The organism is Nesterenkonia pannonica, assembly GCF_019575955.1.
Classification (GTDB): Bacteria; Actinomycetota; Actinomycetes; order Actinomycetales; family Micrococcaceae; genus Nesterenkonia; species Nesterenkonia pannonica.
Map to the genome: position 1 here is coordinate 1,357,879 of NZ_CP080575.1, position 15,643 is coordinate 1,373,521.

The window sequence follows — 15,643 nt, forward strand, 5'->3', positions numbered from 1 at the left end:
CGGATGGTTGCAGCGAAGCAGCGGGCCGTGCTCGTGCTTGCTCACACGGGCCGGATGGAGGCTGTCGAGGCGGGGATCGAAGTCGCTGAGCAGCTGCATGCGGCCGGACTGACCCCGTCATGCTGGCCAAGGACGTGCAGGCAGTCTCCTCTCAGATGGGAGAGCGGCTGGCGGCGATACCGCTGGCCGTCGCCGAGGAGGACATCGCGCTGAGCGAGTGCGAGATCGGTATGGTCCTGGGCGGCGACGGCTCCATCCTGCGCGCAGCGGACCTGGTGCGTGAGGCCGACCTGCCCCTGATGGGCGTCAACCTCGGGCATGTGGGCTTCCTCGCGGAGTCGGAGCGCACACAGCTCGACGATTCCGTCCGATGGGTCGCCGAGCAGAATTATGTCGTCGAACGTCGCATGGCCCTCGACGTCCAGGTGTGGCACGGCAGCACCCACGTCACGTCGTCGTGGGCCCTGAACGAGGCCAGCATCGAAAAGGCCTCCCGCCAGCGGATGATCGAGCTGGTCGTGGAGATCGACGGTGCTCCGGTCTCGACCTTCGGGTGCGACGGCATCGTCATGGCCACCCCCACCGGCTCGACCGCCTACGCGTTCTCGGTAAGCGGTCCCGTGGTGTGGCCTGAGGTTCAGGCGCTGGTTCTGGCGCCCATCTCAGCCCATGCGCTCTTTGCGCGCCCGCTGGTGGTGGATCCCGATTCCACGATGGCCGTCGAGGTGCTGCAGCGTGAGGGCGAGGAGGGCGTGCTGTGGTGCGACGGGCGGCGGGCAATGCCCCTGCCCGGAGGAGCCAGGGTCGAAGTCACCCGCTCCGACAGGCCGGTGCTGCTGGCACGGGTGCACCAGACGCCCTTCTCCCAGAGGCTCGTCGAGAAGTTCAACCTGCCCATCACCGGCTGGCGCGGTCCGACCGTGAACCCGGGACAGGAGAAGAAGCAGGGATGATCGAGCACCTGAGCATCAGCTCACTGGGAGTCATCGATCGCGCCGAGCTGGAGCTGACCCCAGGATTCAACGTCGTCACCGGCGAGACCGGCGCGGGCAAGACGATGGTGGTCACCGCCTTCGGCCTGCTCCTGGGCCACCGAGGCTCGCCCGCGGCGGTCCGAAGGGGCGCAGAGCGAGCCAGCGTCGACGCTGAGCTGGAGGTGCCGGCGGGACACCCCGCCCGAGTCCGGGCAGCGGAGGCCGGGGTGCTCGACGAGGCGGACGCAGAGTCTGCCGCGGAGCCGTTCCTGATGGGACGCTCCGTCAGCGCCAAAGGTCGCAGCCGGGCCACGGCCGCCGGGCGCGGAGTGCCCGTGAGCACCCTGGGGAGATCGGTGAGCAGCTCGTCACGGTCCACGGCCAGGCGGACCAGCTGCGGCTGAAGTCCGCCTCTGCCCAGCGCGCCGCCCTTGATGCCTATGCGGGTCCCGAGTTCGCTGCGGCCCTCCGGGCCTACCAGGACGATTTCGCCCGCTTCCGGGAGCTCGCCGCCGAGCTGGAGGAGATCACCACGAACGAGCTGGAGCGGCGGCGCGAGGCTGAGCACCTGCAGCAGGCGCTCGAGCAGATAGACGAGGCCGATCCGCAGCCGGGGAGGACGCGCAGCTTCGGGCCGAGTCGATGCGCCTGGAGAACCTGGAGTCGCTGAGGGACGCAGCCCGCACCGCCCAGGCGGCGGTCGCCGGTGCCGACGCGGCGCTCGCGGACGACGCCCCCAGTGCGGTGGCGCTGGTGGAGGACGCTTCGCAGGCGCTGGTCCCCGTGACGGATCAGGACCCTGAGCTGGAGGAGATCGGGCGGCAGCTCTCCGAGGTGTCCACGCTCCTCACCGACGCGGGCAACCAGCTCGGCGTCTACGCGGCCGGACTGGACGAGTCGGGCCCGGAGAGGCTCGCCGAGGTCCACGCGCGTCGCGCGGAGCTGGACCGGCTGATGCGCCTCTACGGCACAGAGATCACAGATGTTCTGCAGTGGGCCGAGGAGTCGCGTGCCCGGCTGGACTCCTGCAGGGCGACGCCGGACGCATCGAAGAGCTCTCGGAGCAGGTGAAGGAGATGGAGGCCTCGCTGTGGTCCCAGGTAGGCGCGCTGCGCGAGAAGCGGCAGGAGGCAGGCGATGCCCTTGCCGCCGCAGTGGGGAGGAGCTGGCCGCCCTGGCCATGCCGAACGCACGCCTTCTTGCCGACGTGACCCCGCTTGAGAGCCTCACCCGTCACGGCGCCGATCAGGCGGCTCTTCTGCTGGCTCCCCACGCAGGCGCGGATCCGGCGCCTCTGGGCCGCGGCGCATCAGGCGGTGAGCTCTCACGGGTGATGCTGGCCCTCGAGGTGGTGCTCTCTGAGCACGCACCCGCCTCCACCTTCATCTTCGACGAAGTCGATGCGGGAGTGGGCGGAAAGGCAGCGGTGCAGATCGGTCGGCGTCTGGCGAAGCTCGCTCAGCACGCACAGGTCATCTGTGTGACGCACCTGCCTCAGGTCGCCGCATATGCCGACAATCACATTCGGGTCTTCAAGGACCCGGAGGCATCAGGACAGTCCGACGGCGTGACGGCATCAGATGTGCGTTCCCTCACTGACGATGAGCGGGTGGGGAGCTGGCGCGCATGCTGGCAGGCCACGAGGACTCCGTTTCGGCGCGCGCTCACGCCGATGAGCTGCTGAGGCAGGCCGCTGAGGAGCACCCGGCCTCCGCGCAGAGCTCCGCAACCCCATCCCCGAACGCTGATAGGCTAGAACTCCGTGGTCAACCGCGCTTCTTCCAGAAACCAGAACACCCCAGCCCAACTCGACAGATCTTCGTCACGGGGGTGTTGTCTCCTCCCTCGGCAAGGGTCTGACGGCATCGTCCTCGGTCACCTCCTCCGAGCACGCGGCCTGTCCGTCGTGATGCAGAAGCTGGATCCCTATCTCAACGTGGATCCCGGCACCATGAACCCCTTCCAGCACGGTGAGGTCTTCGTGACCGAGGACGGCGCCGAGACCGACCTGGACATCGGCCACTACGAGCGATTCCTGGACGAGAACCTTGACGGGGTCAACAACGTCACCACCGGCCAGGTCTACTCCAGAGTCATCGAGAAGGAGCGTCGAGGCGACTACCTCGGCGACACCGTCCAGGTCATCCCGCACATCACTGATGAGATCAAGCGGCGCATGCGTCTTCCTGCCGATGAGCCCGGCGAGCGTGATGCCCCGATGTGATCATCACTGAGATCGGCGGAACCGTCGGCGACATCGAGTCTCAGCCCTTCCTCGAAGCTGCGCGCCAGCTCCGGCAGGACGTCGGCCGGGAGAACGTGTTCTTCCTGCACGTTTCGCTGGTGCCCTACATCGGACCGTCGCAGGAGCTGAAGACGAAGCCGACGCAGCACTCGGTGGCCGCCCTGCGGTCCCTGGGAATCCAGCCTGACGGGATCGTGCTGCGCAGCGACCGCGAGCTGCCTGCCGATATCCGGGGCAAGATCTCCAGGATGTGCGACGTCGACGCCGACGCTGTGATCAACTGCGCCGATGCTCCGAGCATCTACGACATCCCGCGGATCCTCCACAAGCAGGCCATGGACGCCTACGTCGTGCAGGCGCTCGACCTGAAGTTCAAGGACGTCGACTGGTCCAAGTGGAACAGCCTGCTCAGCGTGGTCCACCACCCCGATGACGAGGTCGAAGTGGCGCTCGTCGGCAAGTACATCGACCTGCCCGATGCCTACCTCTCGGTCACGGAGGCGCTGCGCGCCGGCGGATTCGCCAACAGTGCCAAGACGAAGATCCGTTGGGTGCCCTCCGACCTCTGCTCCGACCAGGAGAGCGCCGCCAAGGCGCTGGCAGGCGTAGATGCCATCTGTGTGCCCGGCGGGTTCGGCGTGCGCGGCCTGGACGGCAAGATCGGCGCACTGCGGTACGCACGTGAGAACGGTGTGCCCACGCTCGGGCTGTGCCTCGGGCTGCAGACCATGGTCATGGAGTACGCCAGGAACGTCGTCGGACTTCCCGAGGCCAACTCCACCGAGTTCGACCCCGACACGAAGTTCCCGGTCATCGCGACGATGGCGGAGCAGGAGACCATCGTCGCCACGAGGGCGACCTGGGCGGAACCATGCGGCTGGGCGCCTACGACGCGTCGCTGGTCGAAGGCTCCGTGGTGGCCGAGACGTACGGGACCACCGAGATCTCGGAACGTCACCGGCACCGCTATGAGGTCAACAACGCCTACCGCGAGCAGCTCTCTGAGGCTGGGCTGGTGTTCTCCGGAACCAGCCCGGACGGCACTCTCGTGGAGTTCGTGGAGCTGCCCAGGAGTCGCACCCCTACTACGTCTCCACGCAGGCGCACCCCGAGCTGAAGTCCCGGCCCACCAGCCCTCACCCGCTGTTCGCCTACTCATACGAGCCGGGCTGCAGCGGCGCTCGGCACGCTGAGCGGCCGTGGGCCTGTCAGAGGCGGTGCAGGAGTATCTGAGCCACCTGCGCATCGAGCGCGGCGTCTCGGAGAACACCTTCGCCTCCTACCGGCGTGATCTGCGCCGCTACACGGCTTACCTGGACAGTCGGGGACCTCCTCGCCCGATGCGGTGGACGAGGGGCACGTCTCGGACTTCGTGCAGGCTCTGATGACGGGCGGCGACGGGGAAGTGCTCTCTCCTCGCGCTCGGCCGCGCGGGCCCTGGCCTCAGTGCGCGGTGCCCACCGGCACTGGGCCCTCGAGGGGCTGACCGCTCACGACCCGGCGAGGGAGGTCGCTGCCCCGAAGCAGGCAGAGACCCTTCCGAAGGCCCTGACCGTGGACCAGGTCACTGCATTGCTGGACGCCCCTCGGCGGCCGACCCGCTCGGGCTCCGGGACAGGGCGCTCCTGGAGTTCCTCTATGCCACGGGCGCACGGATCAGCGAAGCGGTGTCATTGGACGTCGATGACGTGCATGTGGTCCAGGCTTACCAGGAGAGTCCGCCCGCCGACCCTGCCGCCTCGCCCCCGGATGCCGAGGAGGATGGCGACCGGCTCGTTCTGGTCCGAGTGACGGGCAAGGGAACAGGCAGCGCCTCGTGCCCCTCGGGCAGTACGCCCAGCGGGCGGTGGGCGACTACCTGACGGTTACCGCCCCGCGCTCCTCGAGACTGCCTCAGCCGCAGGGCGCTCCGGGCGGTCCCGAGGAGCGCTGCACTCTTCCTCAACCGCCTCGGAGGCCGCCTGTCGCGGCAGTCGGCGTGGTCTGCGCTCGTCAAAGCGGCCCGCGCAGCGGATATCGGCGCGGAGGTGTCGCCGCACACCCTGCGCCACAGCTGCGCCACCCACCTGCTCGAGGGCGGCGCGGACGTGCGCACCGTCCAAGAGCTTCTGGGGCACGCCTCAGTCACCACCACCCAGATCTACACCAAGGTGACCGCCGACTCGCTTCGGGAGACGTATATATCTGCCCATCCGCGAGCCTTGTAGGGTAAGGAGTCATGACGGACCAGGAACCCACCGAGCTTGTGACCATTCACGGGGACGCCATCATCGGTCCCACTGGACGGCCCAAGCACGAGTTCCCCATCCCGGACGCCCTTGACTCCCACGGCCCTGCCCGGACGATCGCGGTGGTCAACCAGAAGGGCGGCGTGGGGAAGACGACCTCGGCCATCAACCTGGGCGCCGCTCTGGCTGAGTACGGCCGTCGGGTGCTGATGGTCGACTTCGACCCGCAGGGAGCTCTCAGCGCGGGCCTGGGAGCCTCACCCCACGATCTGGACGTGACGATCTACAACGTGATGATGGAGAAGGACGTCCGCACCCGGGACGCGCTGCTCTCAACACACATTCGTGGGATCGACCTGCTCCCTGCCAACATCGACCTCTCCGCAGCCGAAGTTCAGCTGGTCACGGAGGTCGGGCGCGAACAGGTGCTGCAGCGAGCACTGCGCGAGGTCCGCGACGACTATGACGTCATCATCATCGACTGTCAGCCCTCATTGGGGCTTCTGACCGTCAACGCCCTCACGGCAGCCCACGGAGTGATCATTCCCCTGGTGGCCGAGTTCTTCGCCCTGCGGGCGGTGGCGCTGCTGAAGGAGACCATCGAGAAGGTCCAGGACCGCATCAACCCGGACCTTGAAGTCGACGGCGTGCTGGTGACCATGGTCGATCTGCGCACCACCCACGCCAAGGAAGTCATTCAGCGCATCGTCGAAGCCTTCGGCGACCGGGTCTTCGAGACCGTCATCAAACGATCCGTGAAGTTCCCAGATGCCACGGTGGCGGCAGAGCCGATCACCTCCTACGCCCAGAAGCACGACGGAGCCAAGGCATACCGTCAGCTGGCGCGCGAGCTCATCGGCCGCGGCGCAGCCCGTGATCCTCGCATGAGCTCGGAGCTGCTGGACGCTGAGACGGAGGCACCAGGCTTCCGGCTCAGCCTGGAGAACTTCGACGGCCCCTTCGACCTGCTGCTGGGCCTGATCGCCAAGCGCAGGATGGATGTCACCGCTGTCGCCCTGGGAGAGGTCACCGACGAATTCCTCTCCTACGTGCGGACGCTGGATGCCCGCCGTGCACTCGACGAGTCGTCCAACTTCGTCTTCGTCGCCGCGACGCTGCTGGATCTGAAGATCGTTCAGCTCCTCCCGGATCCGAGCCCGATTCGGAGGAGGACCTCGCCGCCCTCGAGGCTCGAGACCTGCTGTTCGCCCGCCTGCTGCAGTACCGGGCCTTCAAGGAGATAGCACGCCATCTCGGGGATGCCGTGGGCGCCAACGAGCGACGCGTCGCCCGCCAGCCGGGCACCGACCCCGCGCTCGCCGGGGTGCTGCCCGAGCTGATATTCAACGCAACCCCTGAGGACCTGCGTGCGCTGGCGGAGAAGGCCTTCGGGCGACGCGCGGCCGAGCCCGACGAGGTTCGCCTCGAGCACCTCCACACATCAGTCGACTCCGCGGCGGAGAGGCAGCAGGTGCTGCGGATGCTGCGCGAGGCGGGACGGGTCACCTTCCAGCAGCTCGTGGCCGACGCCGATGCGCAGGCTGTGGTGGTAGTGCGCTTCATGGTGCTGCTGGAGCTCTTCCGCGACCGCGTCGTCTCACTCGATCAGCCGGTTCCATTGGGCGAGCTGACGGTGACCTGGGCTGACGGCGAATCGCAGGCGGAGGAGATCGAGGACCGATGACGCAGCGTCCGGAGCCCGAGTCGGACCAGGGGCAGCCTCTGACCTCGCACGAGGATCGGCTGGGTGCGCTCGAGGCAGTGCTGATGGTCGCCGAGCAGCCCGTGCCCGCAGCGGATCTGGCGGCCGCTGTGGGACTGCCCTCCACCACGTTCAGCCCCTGCTCGACGAGCTCAGGGCCGAAGCTGACGGCAGCTCCGGGCGGCAGAGAGGCTTCGAGCTGCGTGAGGTGGCCGGGGGCTGGCGCTACTACTCGCGGGAGCGCTTCTCCGAACCGGTCTCTGCCTTCATGCTCGGCGGTCAGACGGCGAAGCTGTCCCAGGCTGCGCTGGAGACCCTCGCCGTGATCGCGTACCGGCAGCCGGTCTCACGCTCAGCGGTGGCTGCGATTCGCGGTGTGAGCGTCGACGGGGTGGTGCGCACACTGGTCACTCGAGGCCTGCTGGACATCGCGGGCACTGACCCGGCCACAGGGGCCACGCTCTACATGACGACCACCGAATTCCTCGAACGTCTGGGGCTCGACTCACTGGATGATCTTCCGCAGCTCAGCCCGCACCTGCCGGGCGTGGGGACCTCGTCGAAGCAGACTTCAGCGAGCAGGAGCCGGGCCTCTGAGTAAGCGCACTGCGGTGCGCCCTGTGGCCGGTAGACTGGCGGCCATGTCTTCGAGGGGTCCGGGCGGCCGTGCGCCCAGAGCGTCCCGTGCCGCACGCACCCCAAGCCGGGCACATCCGGAGGTCCCTTCGCGAATCAGGCGAAGCACCGTCTGATCTCCTCCGAGCCCAAGCGTGTGAAGCTGCGCGCCGATGAGGCCGAGGAGAACTTCCGGGCCGTGCATGACCCGGAGGGCACCCGCCTGCAGAAGGTTCTGGCCTCCGCCGGTGTGGCTTCCCGCCGGGTCAGCGAGAATCTCATTGCGGAGGGGCGCGTCATGATCGACGGCCGCACCGTGATCGAGCCCGGAGTTCGGGTGGTCCCTGAGCAGGTCACGATCCATGTGGACGGCATTCGGCTGAACCTCGACGTGGAGCACCAGTACGCCGTGCTGAACAAGTTTAAGCAGGGGTGATGACCACCATGTCCGATCCGGAGGGGCGGCGGTGCGTCGGAGACTTCCTGACCCCGGAGCAGCAGAAGCTGCGGCTGTTCCATGTCGGCCGTCTGGACTTCGAGACAGAAGGTCTGCTGCTGCTGACCAATGACGGGGATCTGGCCCACCAGCTCACCCATCCGTCCTACGAGGTTCCCAAGACCTACCTCGCCGAGCTGCGCGGCAATCTGCCCAGGAAGGCGGAGGCCCAGCTGCGGGTAGGCATCGAGCTGGAGGACGGCCCCATCGTGGTGGACGACTTCCACCATATGGGCTCGAACGGCGGACGAACGCTGGTCCAGCTCACTCTTCACTCCGGCCGCAACCGCATTGTCCGGAGGATCTTCGAGCACTTCGGAGCTCCGGTGGCGCGGCTGGTGCGCACCGCCGTCGGTGGGATCGCCATCGGCGACCAGGCGCAGGGCACGGTGCGGGAGCTGACCTCGCGGGAGGTGGGGCACCTGCGCGACCTCGTCAGCGACCAGCCGAACGAACAGGGTGGGACGCGGTGAGCTTTCAGACAGTCCTCGTACGAGGCACCGGCCTTCTGGGGACCAGCATCGGCTTGGGCCTGCGCGCATCGGGAAAAGAAGTATGGCTCTCGGACCCTTCTCAGGTGGCGGTGAGCATCGCTGCCGACATCGGCGCCAAGCAGGGTGTGGAATGACGAAAGGCACCCTGACCTGGTCGTGGTCGCGGCTCCGCCGGAGGCCACCGCAGAGGAGGTGCATCGGGCGCTGGTGCGTCACCCTGAGGCGATCGTGGTGGACATCGCTTCGGTGAAGGGTTCGGTGCTGGACGAGCTCCGCCAGTTTCCCGGCGAGTTCGACCTCTCTCGCTATGTGGGGACTCACCCGATGGCTGGTCGTGAGCGCTCTGGTCCCGTGGCCGCCCGTGGCGCTCTCTTTACGTCGATGCCGTGGGTGATCTGCCCCCACGAGGACGTCCCGGAGGAGACCGTCGCAGCTGCAGAGGAGCTGGCCCGCCTGCTCGGAGCGAGTCTGCACAGGATGACTCCGGCTCAGCATGATGGGTCGGTGGCGCTGATCAGCCACCTGCCGCAGGTGGCGGCCTCTCTGGTGGCCTCACGGCTTCAGAACGCCCCCAGCAGGCGCTGGGCCTCTCCGGCAATGGGCTGCGGGACGTCACCCGAATCGCCGCCTCCGACCCGAACCTGTGGGTCCAGATCCTCACCTACAACGCGCCTACCGTTTTGGAGATCCTCTATGGCCTGCGCGAGGACGTGAACCAGCTCATCGGGACCTTGGAGGCTCCGCGGGCTCCCGGAGGTCAGGCCGACATCGCTCAGCTGATCGCTGAGGGCAACGCGGGGTGGCGCGGATTCCCGGAAAGCACGGCTCTCCGCCGCAGTCATTCACCGTGGTCACCGTCATCGTCGACGACCGTCCCGGACAGATCGCCGCCCTGCTCAATGACGTCGCAGAGATCGGGACCAACGTCGAAGACATGCGCATGGACCACTCCGCAGGCCATGAGGTGGGTATGGTGGAGCTTTCAGTTCTGCCTGGCCGGGCCGAGGAGCTGGCTCAAGCGCTCACGCACATAGGATGGAAGGTAGTGCTGACTTAGTTATGGCTGAACCACATTCCCGGATGATCATTGCCGTCGACGGCCCCTCAGGCAGCGGAAAGTCCAGCGTGTGCCGGGCGGCTGCGACCCAGCTGGGCGCTGACTATCTCGACACCGGGGCGATGTACCGGGCGGCGACCTGGTACTGCTTGGACCAGCAGCTGGATCTGGACGACGAGGCCGCAGTGGCGGTGGCGGTAGAGGAGATGCCGCTGCACCTGTCCACTGATCCGCAGCATCAGAGCGTCACGGTGGGCGAGACCGACGTGTCCGTCGCGATCCGTGAGCCGCGGATCTCCGAGGCGGTCTCTCAGGTGGCGACGAACCGTCGCGCTCGGTCTGTGCTGATCGACGCGCAGCGCCGCATCATCGACGAGTCCGGATTCATCGTGGCCGAAGGCCGCGACATCACCACAGTGGTCGCTCCCGACGCCCAGGTGAGAGTGCTGCTGACGGCATCGGCGGAGGCGCGGCTGCGTCGCCGCGGGCTGCAGCTCACTGCCGAGTCCGGCGCCGAGCAGGACGAGGCAGCCCTGAGACGCCAGGTGCTCGAGCGGGACCGCAGGGACTCAGCCGCGTCCAACTTCACCGAGGCCGCCGATGGGGTGGCCGTGCTTGACAGCTCAGACCTGACTTTTGAGGAGACCGTGGATTCATTGATCGGCCGTGTGGAGACCCTGCAGGATGCTTCGCGATGAGTGACCGCACAGAGGGCGAGTACGTGCCCGAGGGTGAGGACCGCATCGAGGAGCGGCTGGCGAGCCTCAGCGAGGAGGAGGCCCAGGCGCGCGCCGCAGCGCTGCGGGCCTACTTTGAGGCGTATGAGCTCGAGGAGGACGATGCTGACCTTCTTGAGGACTTCGTCGAGAGCGAGGCCGAGGAGCTCTACCTTCCCGCGCCGCCGGTGCTGGCAGTGGTGGGCCTACCAATGTGGGCAAGTCGACGATGGTCAACCGCATCATTCGTGCGCGGGAGGCCGTGGTCGAGGATGTCCCCGGCGTCACTCGGGACCGAGTTTCCTACGAGGCGGAATGGAACGGCACAGATTTCACGCTCTTGGACACCGGCGGCTGGGAGGCCGACGCGAAAGGCATGGCCAAGCAGGTCGCTGACCAAGCTGAGATGGCGGTAGACGAGGCGGATGCCGTGGTGTTCGTCGTCGACGGTCTGGTGGGTGCGACGGCGGTCGACGAAGCCGTTGTCCAGATGCTGCGCCGCAAGCGCAAGCCGGTGATTCTGGCCGCGAACAAGATCGACAACACCTATGAGGGCTCGTCGCAGATGGCCGAGGTCTACGCCCTGTGGAACTTGGGGCTCGGGAGCCGTTCCCGATTTCGGCGCTGCACGGCACCGGCACCGGCGACATGCTGGACGCAGCCTTGAGAGTCCTCCCGGAGACGGCGCAGCACCGGGGTGTGATCCCGCAGGGCGGGCCTCGGCGTGTGGCGCTGGTCGGGCGTCCCAATGTGGGCAAGTCCTCGCTGCTGAACAAGCTGGCTTAGGCTCTGACCGAGTGGTGGTCGATGACGTGGCTGGCACCACCCGCGATCCGGTCGACGAGTTCATCGAGCTCGGCGGGCAGCAGTGGCGTTTCGTGGACACCGCGGGGATCAGACGTCGTCAGCACATGGCGGCGGGCTCTGAGTACTATGCGATGCTCAGGACTCAGCGCGCCCTGGACAAGGCAGAGGTCGCCGTGGTGCTGGTCTCGGTGGAGGAGCCGGTCAGCGAGCAGGACGTGCGGATCATCCAGATGGTGCTCGATTCCGGCCGTGCCGTGGTGCTGGCCTACAACAAGTGGGACCTCATGGACGAGGAGCGTCGCTACTACCTGGAGCGCGAGATCCAGCGCGATCTTGCGCATGTGGCCTGGGCGCCCTGAGTCAACGTATCGGCCCTTACGGGATGGCACAGGGACAGGCTCGCGCTTACTCTGAACACGTCCTCACCAACTGGGAGCAGCGGATCTCCACGGGGCGGCTCAATGCGTTCCTCGGCGAGTTGGTGGCGGCGCATCCGCACCCGGTGCGCGGCGGCAAGCAGCCGAGGATCCTCTTCGGCACGCAGCCGAGCACCCGGCCTCCGAAGTTCGTGCTCTTCACCACGGGCTTCCTGGATCCCGGGTATAGGCGATTCATCATTCGGCGGCTGCGTGAGACGTTCGATTTCACCGGCACTCCGATCGAAGTGCAGATGCGTGTGCGTGAGAAGCGCAAGCGTCGCAAATGAGTCTCATTAAAATTAGATTTACTGTCTTTTTGTAATTCTAAAAAGTGCTTCACCTTCGGGTTTATTCGGGCTACCGTGGTTCTTGCATGCCGTGATGTTCGTCACGGTGCAGTCGACTGGCAGGAGTCCGTCATGAGCTCGAATCGTGTTGTCGTCTACAAGGGCCCGGGTGAGGTCGCCATTGAGTCCGTGGACTACCCGAAGCTGGAGATTCCCAAGGAGGTCGCGGACCATTTCGGCATCTCGCAGAAGGCTCCGCATGCTGCGATCCTCAAGGTGGTCACCACAAACATCTGCGGCTCCGACCAGCACATGGTCCGAGGGCGGACAACGGCTCCTGTGGGTCAGACTCTGGGCCATGAGATCACCGGTGAGGTGGTGGAGGTCGGCGAGGACGTCCTGTTCACCAAGCAGGGGGACATCTGCTCCGTGCCGTTCAACATCGCTTGCGGGCGGTGTCAGACGTGCAATGACGGAAAGACCGGCATCTGCCTGAACGTGAATCCCGCCCGGGCTGGGGCCGCATACGGCTACGTCGATATGGGCGGCTGGATCGGCGGTCAGGCCGAGTACGTCATGGTTCCCTACGCCGACTTCAACCTGCTGAGGTTCCCGGACCGCGATCAGGCGCTGGAGAAGATCCTGGACCTGACGATGCTGTCGGACATCTTCCCCACCGGCTATCACGGCGTATACACCGCGGGCGTGACGACGGGCTCGACGGTGTACATTGCTGGCGCAGGGCCTGTGGGGCTTGCGGCCGCGCACTCTGCTCAGCTGCTGGGTGCAGGTGCGGTGCTGGTGGGCGACATGAACAAGGAGCGCCTGGCCAAGGCGGAGAGCTTCGGGTGCGTGGGCATTGACCTGACCCGGGACGGAAGCCTGCCGGACATGATTGCTGAGGTGCTTGGTGAGCCGGAGGTCGACGCTGCCGTGGATGCGGTCGGCTTCGAGGCGCGCGGTCATGGTGAAGGCGCTGCAGAGGCTCCCGCGACGGTGCTCAACGACTGTATGGAGGTCGCTCGCGCTGGTGCCGGAATCGGCATCCCCGGGCTGTATGTCACCGGGGACCCCGGCGCTGCGGATGACAACGCCAAGGAGGGCACACTGGGTGTCCGCTTGGGGCTCGGGTGGGCGAAGTCGCACACGTTCGCCACTGGTCAGTGCCCTGTGAAGCAGTACAACCGGCAGCTGATGAAGGCGATCATCCATGACAAGGCGAGGATCGCGGACGTCGTCAGCGCCACCCCAGTGTCACTGGACGATGCGCCGGATGCGTACCAGCAGTTCGACTCCGGGGTTGCCCGGAAGTTTGTCATTGACCCGCATGGGATGGTGTCCTCCTAAGCTCAGGAGCGCGGGATGCGAAGAGGCTCCCTGCGACCCTTCATCACGGGTCGCAGGAGCCTTTCGCGTGTTGAGGGCGTGAACGTCATTTGCTGACGTACACCCGTGAACGTTCCCGGAATACGTGCACTCCGGAGAGCGCGAAAGCAATCATTACAAACACCGGACCGGCGATGAGCGACCAGCGGAGCGTGACATCCCAAGCCGTCAAGAGAGTATCCATGACCTGACAGTACGCTCATCGCGAACGAGTAGGTGCTCGACGTGCCGGTTATGCGCAGGGCGCATTTGCGTGCGCCTCAGGCGCTGCATGCGAGCTATCTGTGAGCGGATGCCTGCCCGCCTTGACCACGGCCTTGCCAGCGTCGAAAAAGCTTTCGTCCTACCCACAGCAGAATCGTCCTGATGATCATGATCCGACCGTAGCCAGCGAACCCGTGCGTCCCCTTGGCGGTCGCAGGACGCTGAGAGGGAGCCATGGGGCCGCGTCGGTTGCTCCGGACGATGGATATCGTGACATCCCTGAGTGATCACTCCAGCGACCTGACTCTGCGCATCGGCCACGAAGAACTGATCATCCGTGGCCGCTACGAGACGCTGAGCATCATCAACGACATCCTCATTGCGCTGTGGTTCATCATCGGCAGCGTCCTGTTCTTGAGTGAATCCACGACGACTATTGGAACGTGGCTGTTTCTGATCGGCAATATGCAGCTGCCCATCCGCCCAGTCATCCGGCTCGCCCGCCGGATGCACATCACGCGCATCGGGGAGGGCAGGCGCAGCCTCGCAGGACTTCTGAGCCTATTCAGCAACACGAAGCCGAATGAGACAGGCCTCGTGGATAGGAGAATTCTGGTGAGCATATAGTTAGGATGTAAGCCCAGGTATCAAAAGGAGCTCTCGTGGACAATGCATCCCAGTTTCCGTCCGTGTCAGAAAATGTTGTCGATCATGCACGAGAGCAGGCGTTTATCGCGTTGCGTGACGCTAAGACTCCCCGGCTTTTACGCGAATTTTATGATCCGGAGACTAATTACGCTGGAGCGACGTTCACGCAGCTGGGACCAGTGGACCACGGTGCAGTGACGGCGGTCGACCTCGTAGCTACCGCAACACTATCCGTGACAATCCCTCCCCGGGCAGTGCGCCGGTTTCTTGGGGAGGAGGGCACAGCTCAAGAACTATCGCGCCTCCTGCATGCGTTGCCGGATGTCACCCTGGAGAACACTACCCTGCGGACTTCGCTCCTATGAGCGAGTTTTACGATTTCATCAAAACTTCGTTAGCTCGCGCAGGTACGGCGTCGTCTAATGCGTGGGTAACGGCCAGCAAAATCACCGCACGAAAACGTCCCGGCCTGTTTCCTGTCCGCGATAGCGTCGTATGTACATATCTGGGTATCCATAACCTGCGAGATCGTGCGAAGGATTGGGTGGTTTTTCGCGAGCTCATGCGAGACCCCGAGATTTTAGAACGTCTGGAAGTGCTTGCTTCATCTACTAAAGAACCTTCGATGGAGAACCGGCCAGTTGTTGAGCCAGAGCCCTTGAGGCTGCTCGATGCCGTGCTCTGGAGGTTTGCGGGTAATTCCGGCCACTAGCCGTCAGGAGCGGGTTCGTCGGCGGGTGGTAATCGGCCGCCTCTAGATGGTCATCCCCTCGAGGGCTCCGAGGTTCGAACCCAACTTTTCCTGCCTCAATTAGCACCATCGTTGAGGGCGGTCAGCAGTTCGCCGACCCGATGGTGGCGCTCCAGGGGTGCCGCAGGGGCAGCTCCGGGTGCACACGACAGCGATTCCGGTGTCCGACACGCTCTCGGTCCAAGTACCCCTCGTTGAGGAGTTCGGCCCGGATGCGCTGTGCCGCACGTTCAATGATTCCCACCTTCTCCGCTATCTCACGGACGAGCAGCCCGTGATCCCAGGCCACGCAGATCCGTACGTGTGCATGATCGTTCAGGTGAGCTGCCCTGGGGTTGATGGAGGCTCCGGCTACATCCTCGACCGTCTTCCATGGACCGCGCTGGGCGCGTCGATACCGGGCTGGCGGCCCTCGTGGGGCGGGATGCTGTGCTCCCCATGGATGAGCATGAGGGGGACGGCCGAAGAGCCCTCATGAGGTTACGGTGTCGCGTGGCTGTGACACGGCCCAGGGCTGGGAAGTGTGAGCGGCTGAGGTCGACGAATTGAGCAGAGTTCGCGGGAGATGCATAACCCGCGATTCGAGGAGACGGGCCCTGTGACAGTTCAAATTC

General features: G+C 65.7%; 8 protein-coding genes and 9 pseudogenes. All 17 read left to right on the forward strand.

What is annotated here, in order from left to right; all coding sequences use genetic code 11:
• Positions 1-3 precede the first annotated feature (3 nt).
• The 17 genes and pseudogenes from K0H76_RS09850 (at position 4) to K0H76_RS09930 (ending at position 15,507) form a co-directional block, all read left to right on the forward strand.
• Positions 4-953 (forward strand): annotated as a pseudogene (locus K0H76_RS09850) (NAD kinase).
• Positions 950-2,657: pseudogene (gene recN / locus K0H76_RS09855) on the forward strand (DNA repair protein RecN); the annotation flags it as partial. The pseudogenes K0H76_RS09850 and recN, both read left to right, overlap by 4 nt.
• A gap of 173 nt (positions 2,658-2,830) precedes the next feature.
• Positions 2,831-4,452, forward strand: a pseudogene (locus K0H76_RS09860) (CTP synthase).
• Positions 4,419-5,426 (forward strand): annotated as a pseudogene (locus tag K0H76_RS09865) (tyrosine recombinase). Before K0H76_RS09860 ends, K0H76_RS09865 begins: the two co-directional pseudogenes overlap by 34 nt.
• Before the next feature lie 11 nt (positions 5,427-5,437).
• A pseudogene (locus K0H76_RS09870) lies at positions 5,438-6,319 on the forward strand (ParA family protein); the annotation flags it as partial.
• Positions 6,320-6,442: 123 nt separating this feature from the next.
• Positions 6,443-6,691 (forward strand): segregation/condensation protein A, encoded by a 249-nt coding sequence (locus K0H76_RS09875; protein WP_258935378.1) that lies wholly within the window; start codon positions 6,443-6,445, stop codon positions 6,689-6,691.
• Complete coding sequence (locus K0H76_RS09880) at positions 6,664-7,131, forward strand: segregation/condensation protein A (RefSeq protein WP_258935379.1); 468 nt, start codon at positions 6,664-6,666, stop codon at positions 7,129-7,131. Before K0H76_RS09875 ends, K0H76_RS09880 begins: the two co-directional genes overlap by 28 nt.
• Positions 7,132-7,199: 68 nt before the next feature.
• A pseudogene (locus tag K0H76_RS09885) lies at positions 7,200-7,750 on the forward strand (SMC-Scp complex subunit ScpB); the annotation flags it as partial.
• Between the two features lie 171 nt (positions 7,751-7,921).
• Positions 7,922-8,200: a S4 domain-containing protein gene (locus K0H76_RS09890; protein ID WP_258932880.1), complete on the forward strand. Its 279-nt coding sequence runs from the start codon at positions 7,922-7,924 to the stop codon at positions 8,198-8,200.
• Positions 8,200-8,733 (forward strand): pseudouridine synthase, encoded by a 534-nt coding sequence (locus tag K0H76_RS09895; RefSeq protein WP_258932881.1) that lies wholly within the window; start codon positions 8,200-8,202, stop codon positions 8,731-8,733. Before K0H76_RS09890 ends, K0H76_RS09895 begins: the two co-directional genes overlap by 1 nt.
• A pseudogene (locus K0H76_RS09900) lies at positions 8,730-9,811 on the forward strand (prephenate dehydrogenase). The gene K0H76_RS09895 and the pseudogene K0H76_RS09900 overlap by 4 nt, the downstream one beginning before the upstream one ends.
• Before the next feature lie 2 nt (positions 9,812-9,813).
• Complete coding sequence (gene cmk, locus K0H76_RS09905) at positions 9,814-10,509, forward strand: (d)CMP kinase (protein WP_146338771.1); 696 nt, start codon at positions 9,814-9,816, stop codon at positions 10,507-10,509.
• Positions 10,506-12,040, forward strand: a pseudogene (der, locus tag K0H76_RS09910) (ribosome biogenesis GTPase Der). Before cmk ends, der begins: the two are co-directional and overlap by 4 nt.
• A gap of 132 nt (positions 12,041-12,172) precedes the next feature.
• On the forward strand, positions 12,173-13,387 hold the full coding sequence (fdhA, locus tag K0H76_RS09915; protein WP_258932882.1) for a formaldehyde dehydrogenase, glutathione-independent: 1,215 nt from the start codon (positions 12,173-12,175) through the stop codon (positions 13,385-13,387).
• Between the two features lie 504 nt (positions 13,388-13,891).
• Positions 13,892-14,158 (forward strand): annotated as a pseudogene (locus K0H76_RS09920) (YrhK family protein); the annotation flags it as partial.
• A 481-nt stretch (positions 14,159-14,639) separates the two neighbouring features.
• Entirely contained in the window at positions 14,640-14,990 is a 351-nt protein-coding gene (locus K0H76_RS09925) for a DUF6308 family protein (protein WP_258932883.1), read from the forward strand.
• Between the two features lie 199 nt (positions 14,991-15,189).
• A complete protein-coding gene (locus K0H76_RS09930) occupies positions 15,190-15,507 on the forward strand; it encodes a hypothetical protein (RefSeq protein ID WP_258932884.1) in 318 nt (105 codons plus the stop codon).
• Positions 15,508-15,643: the final 136 nt, after the last annotated feature.

What these genes read in the sequence shown, in the direction of transcription:
- fdhA (WP_258932882.1), top strand. Translation starts at nt 12,173, where the DNA reads ATGAGCTCGAATCGTGTTGTCGTCTACAAGGGCCCGGGTGAGGTCGCC.
- cmk (WP_146338771.1), top strand. Translation starts at nt 9,814, where the DNA reads ATGGCTGAACCACATTCCCGGATGATCATTGCCGTCGACGGCCCCTCA.
- K0H76_RS09895 (WP_258932881.1), top strand. Translation starts at nt 8,200, where the DNA reads ATGACCACCATGTCCGATCCGGAGGGGCGGCGGTGCGTCGGAGACTTC.
- K0H76_RS09875 (WP_258935378.1), top strand. Translation starts at nt 6,443, where the DNA reads ATGGATGTCACCGCTGTCGCCCTGGGAGAGGTCACCGACGAATTCCTC.
- K0H76_RS09925 (WP_258932883.1), top strand. Translation starts at nt 14,640, where the DNA reads ATGAGCGAGTTTTACGATTTCATCAAAACTTCGTTAGCTCGCGCAGGT.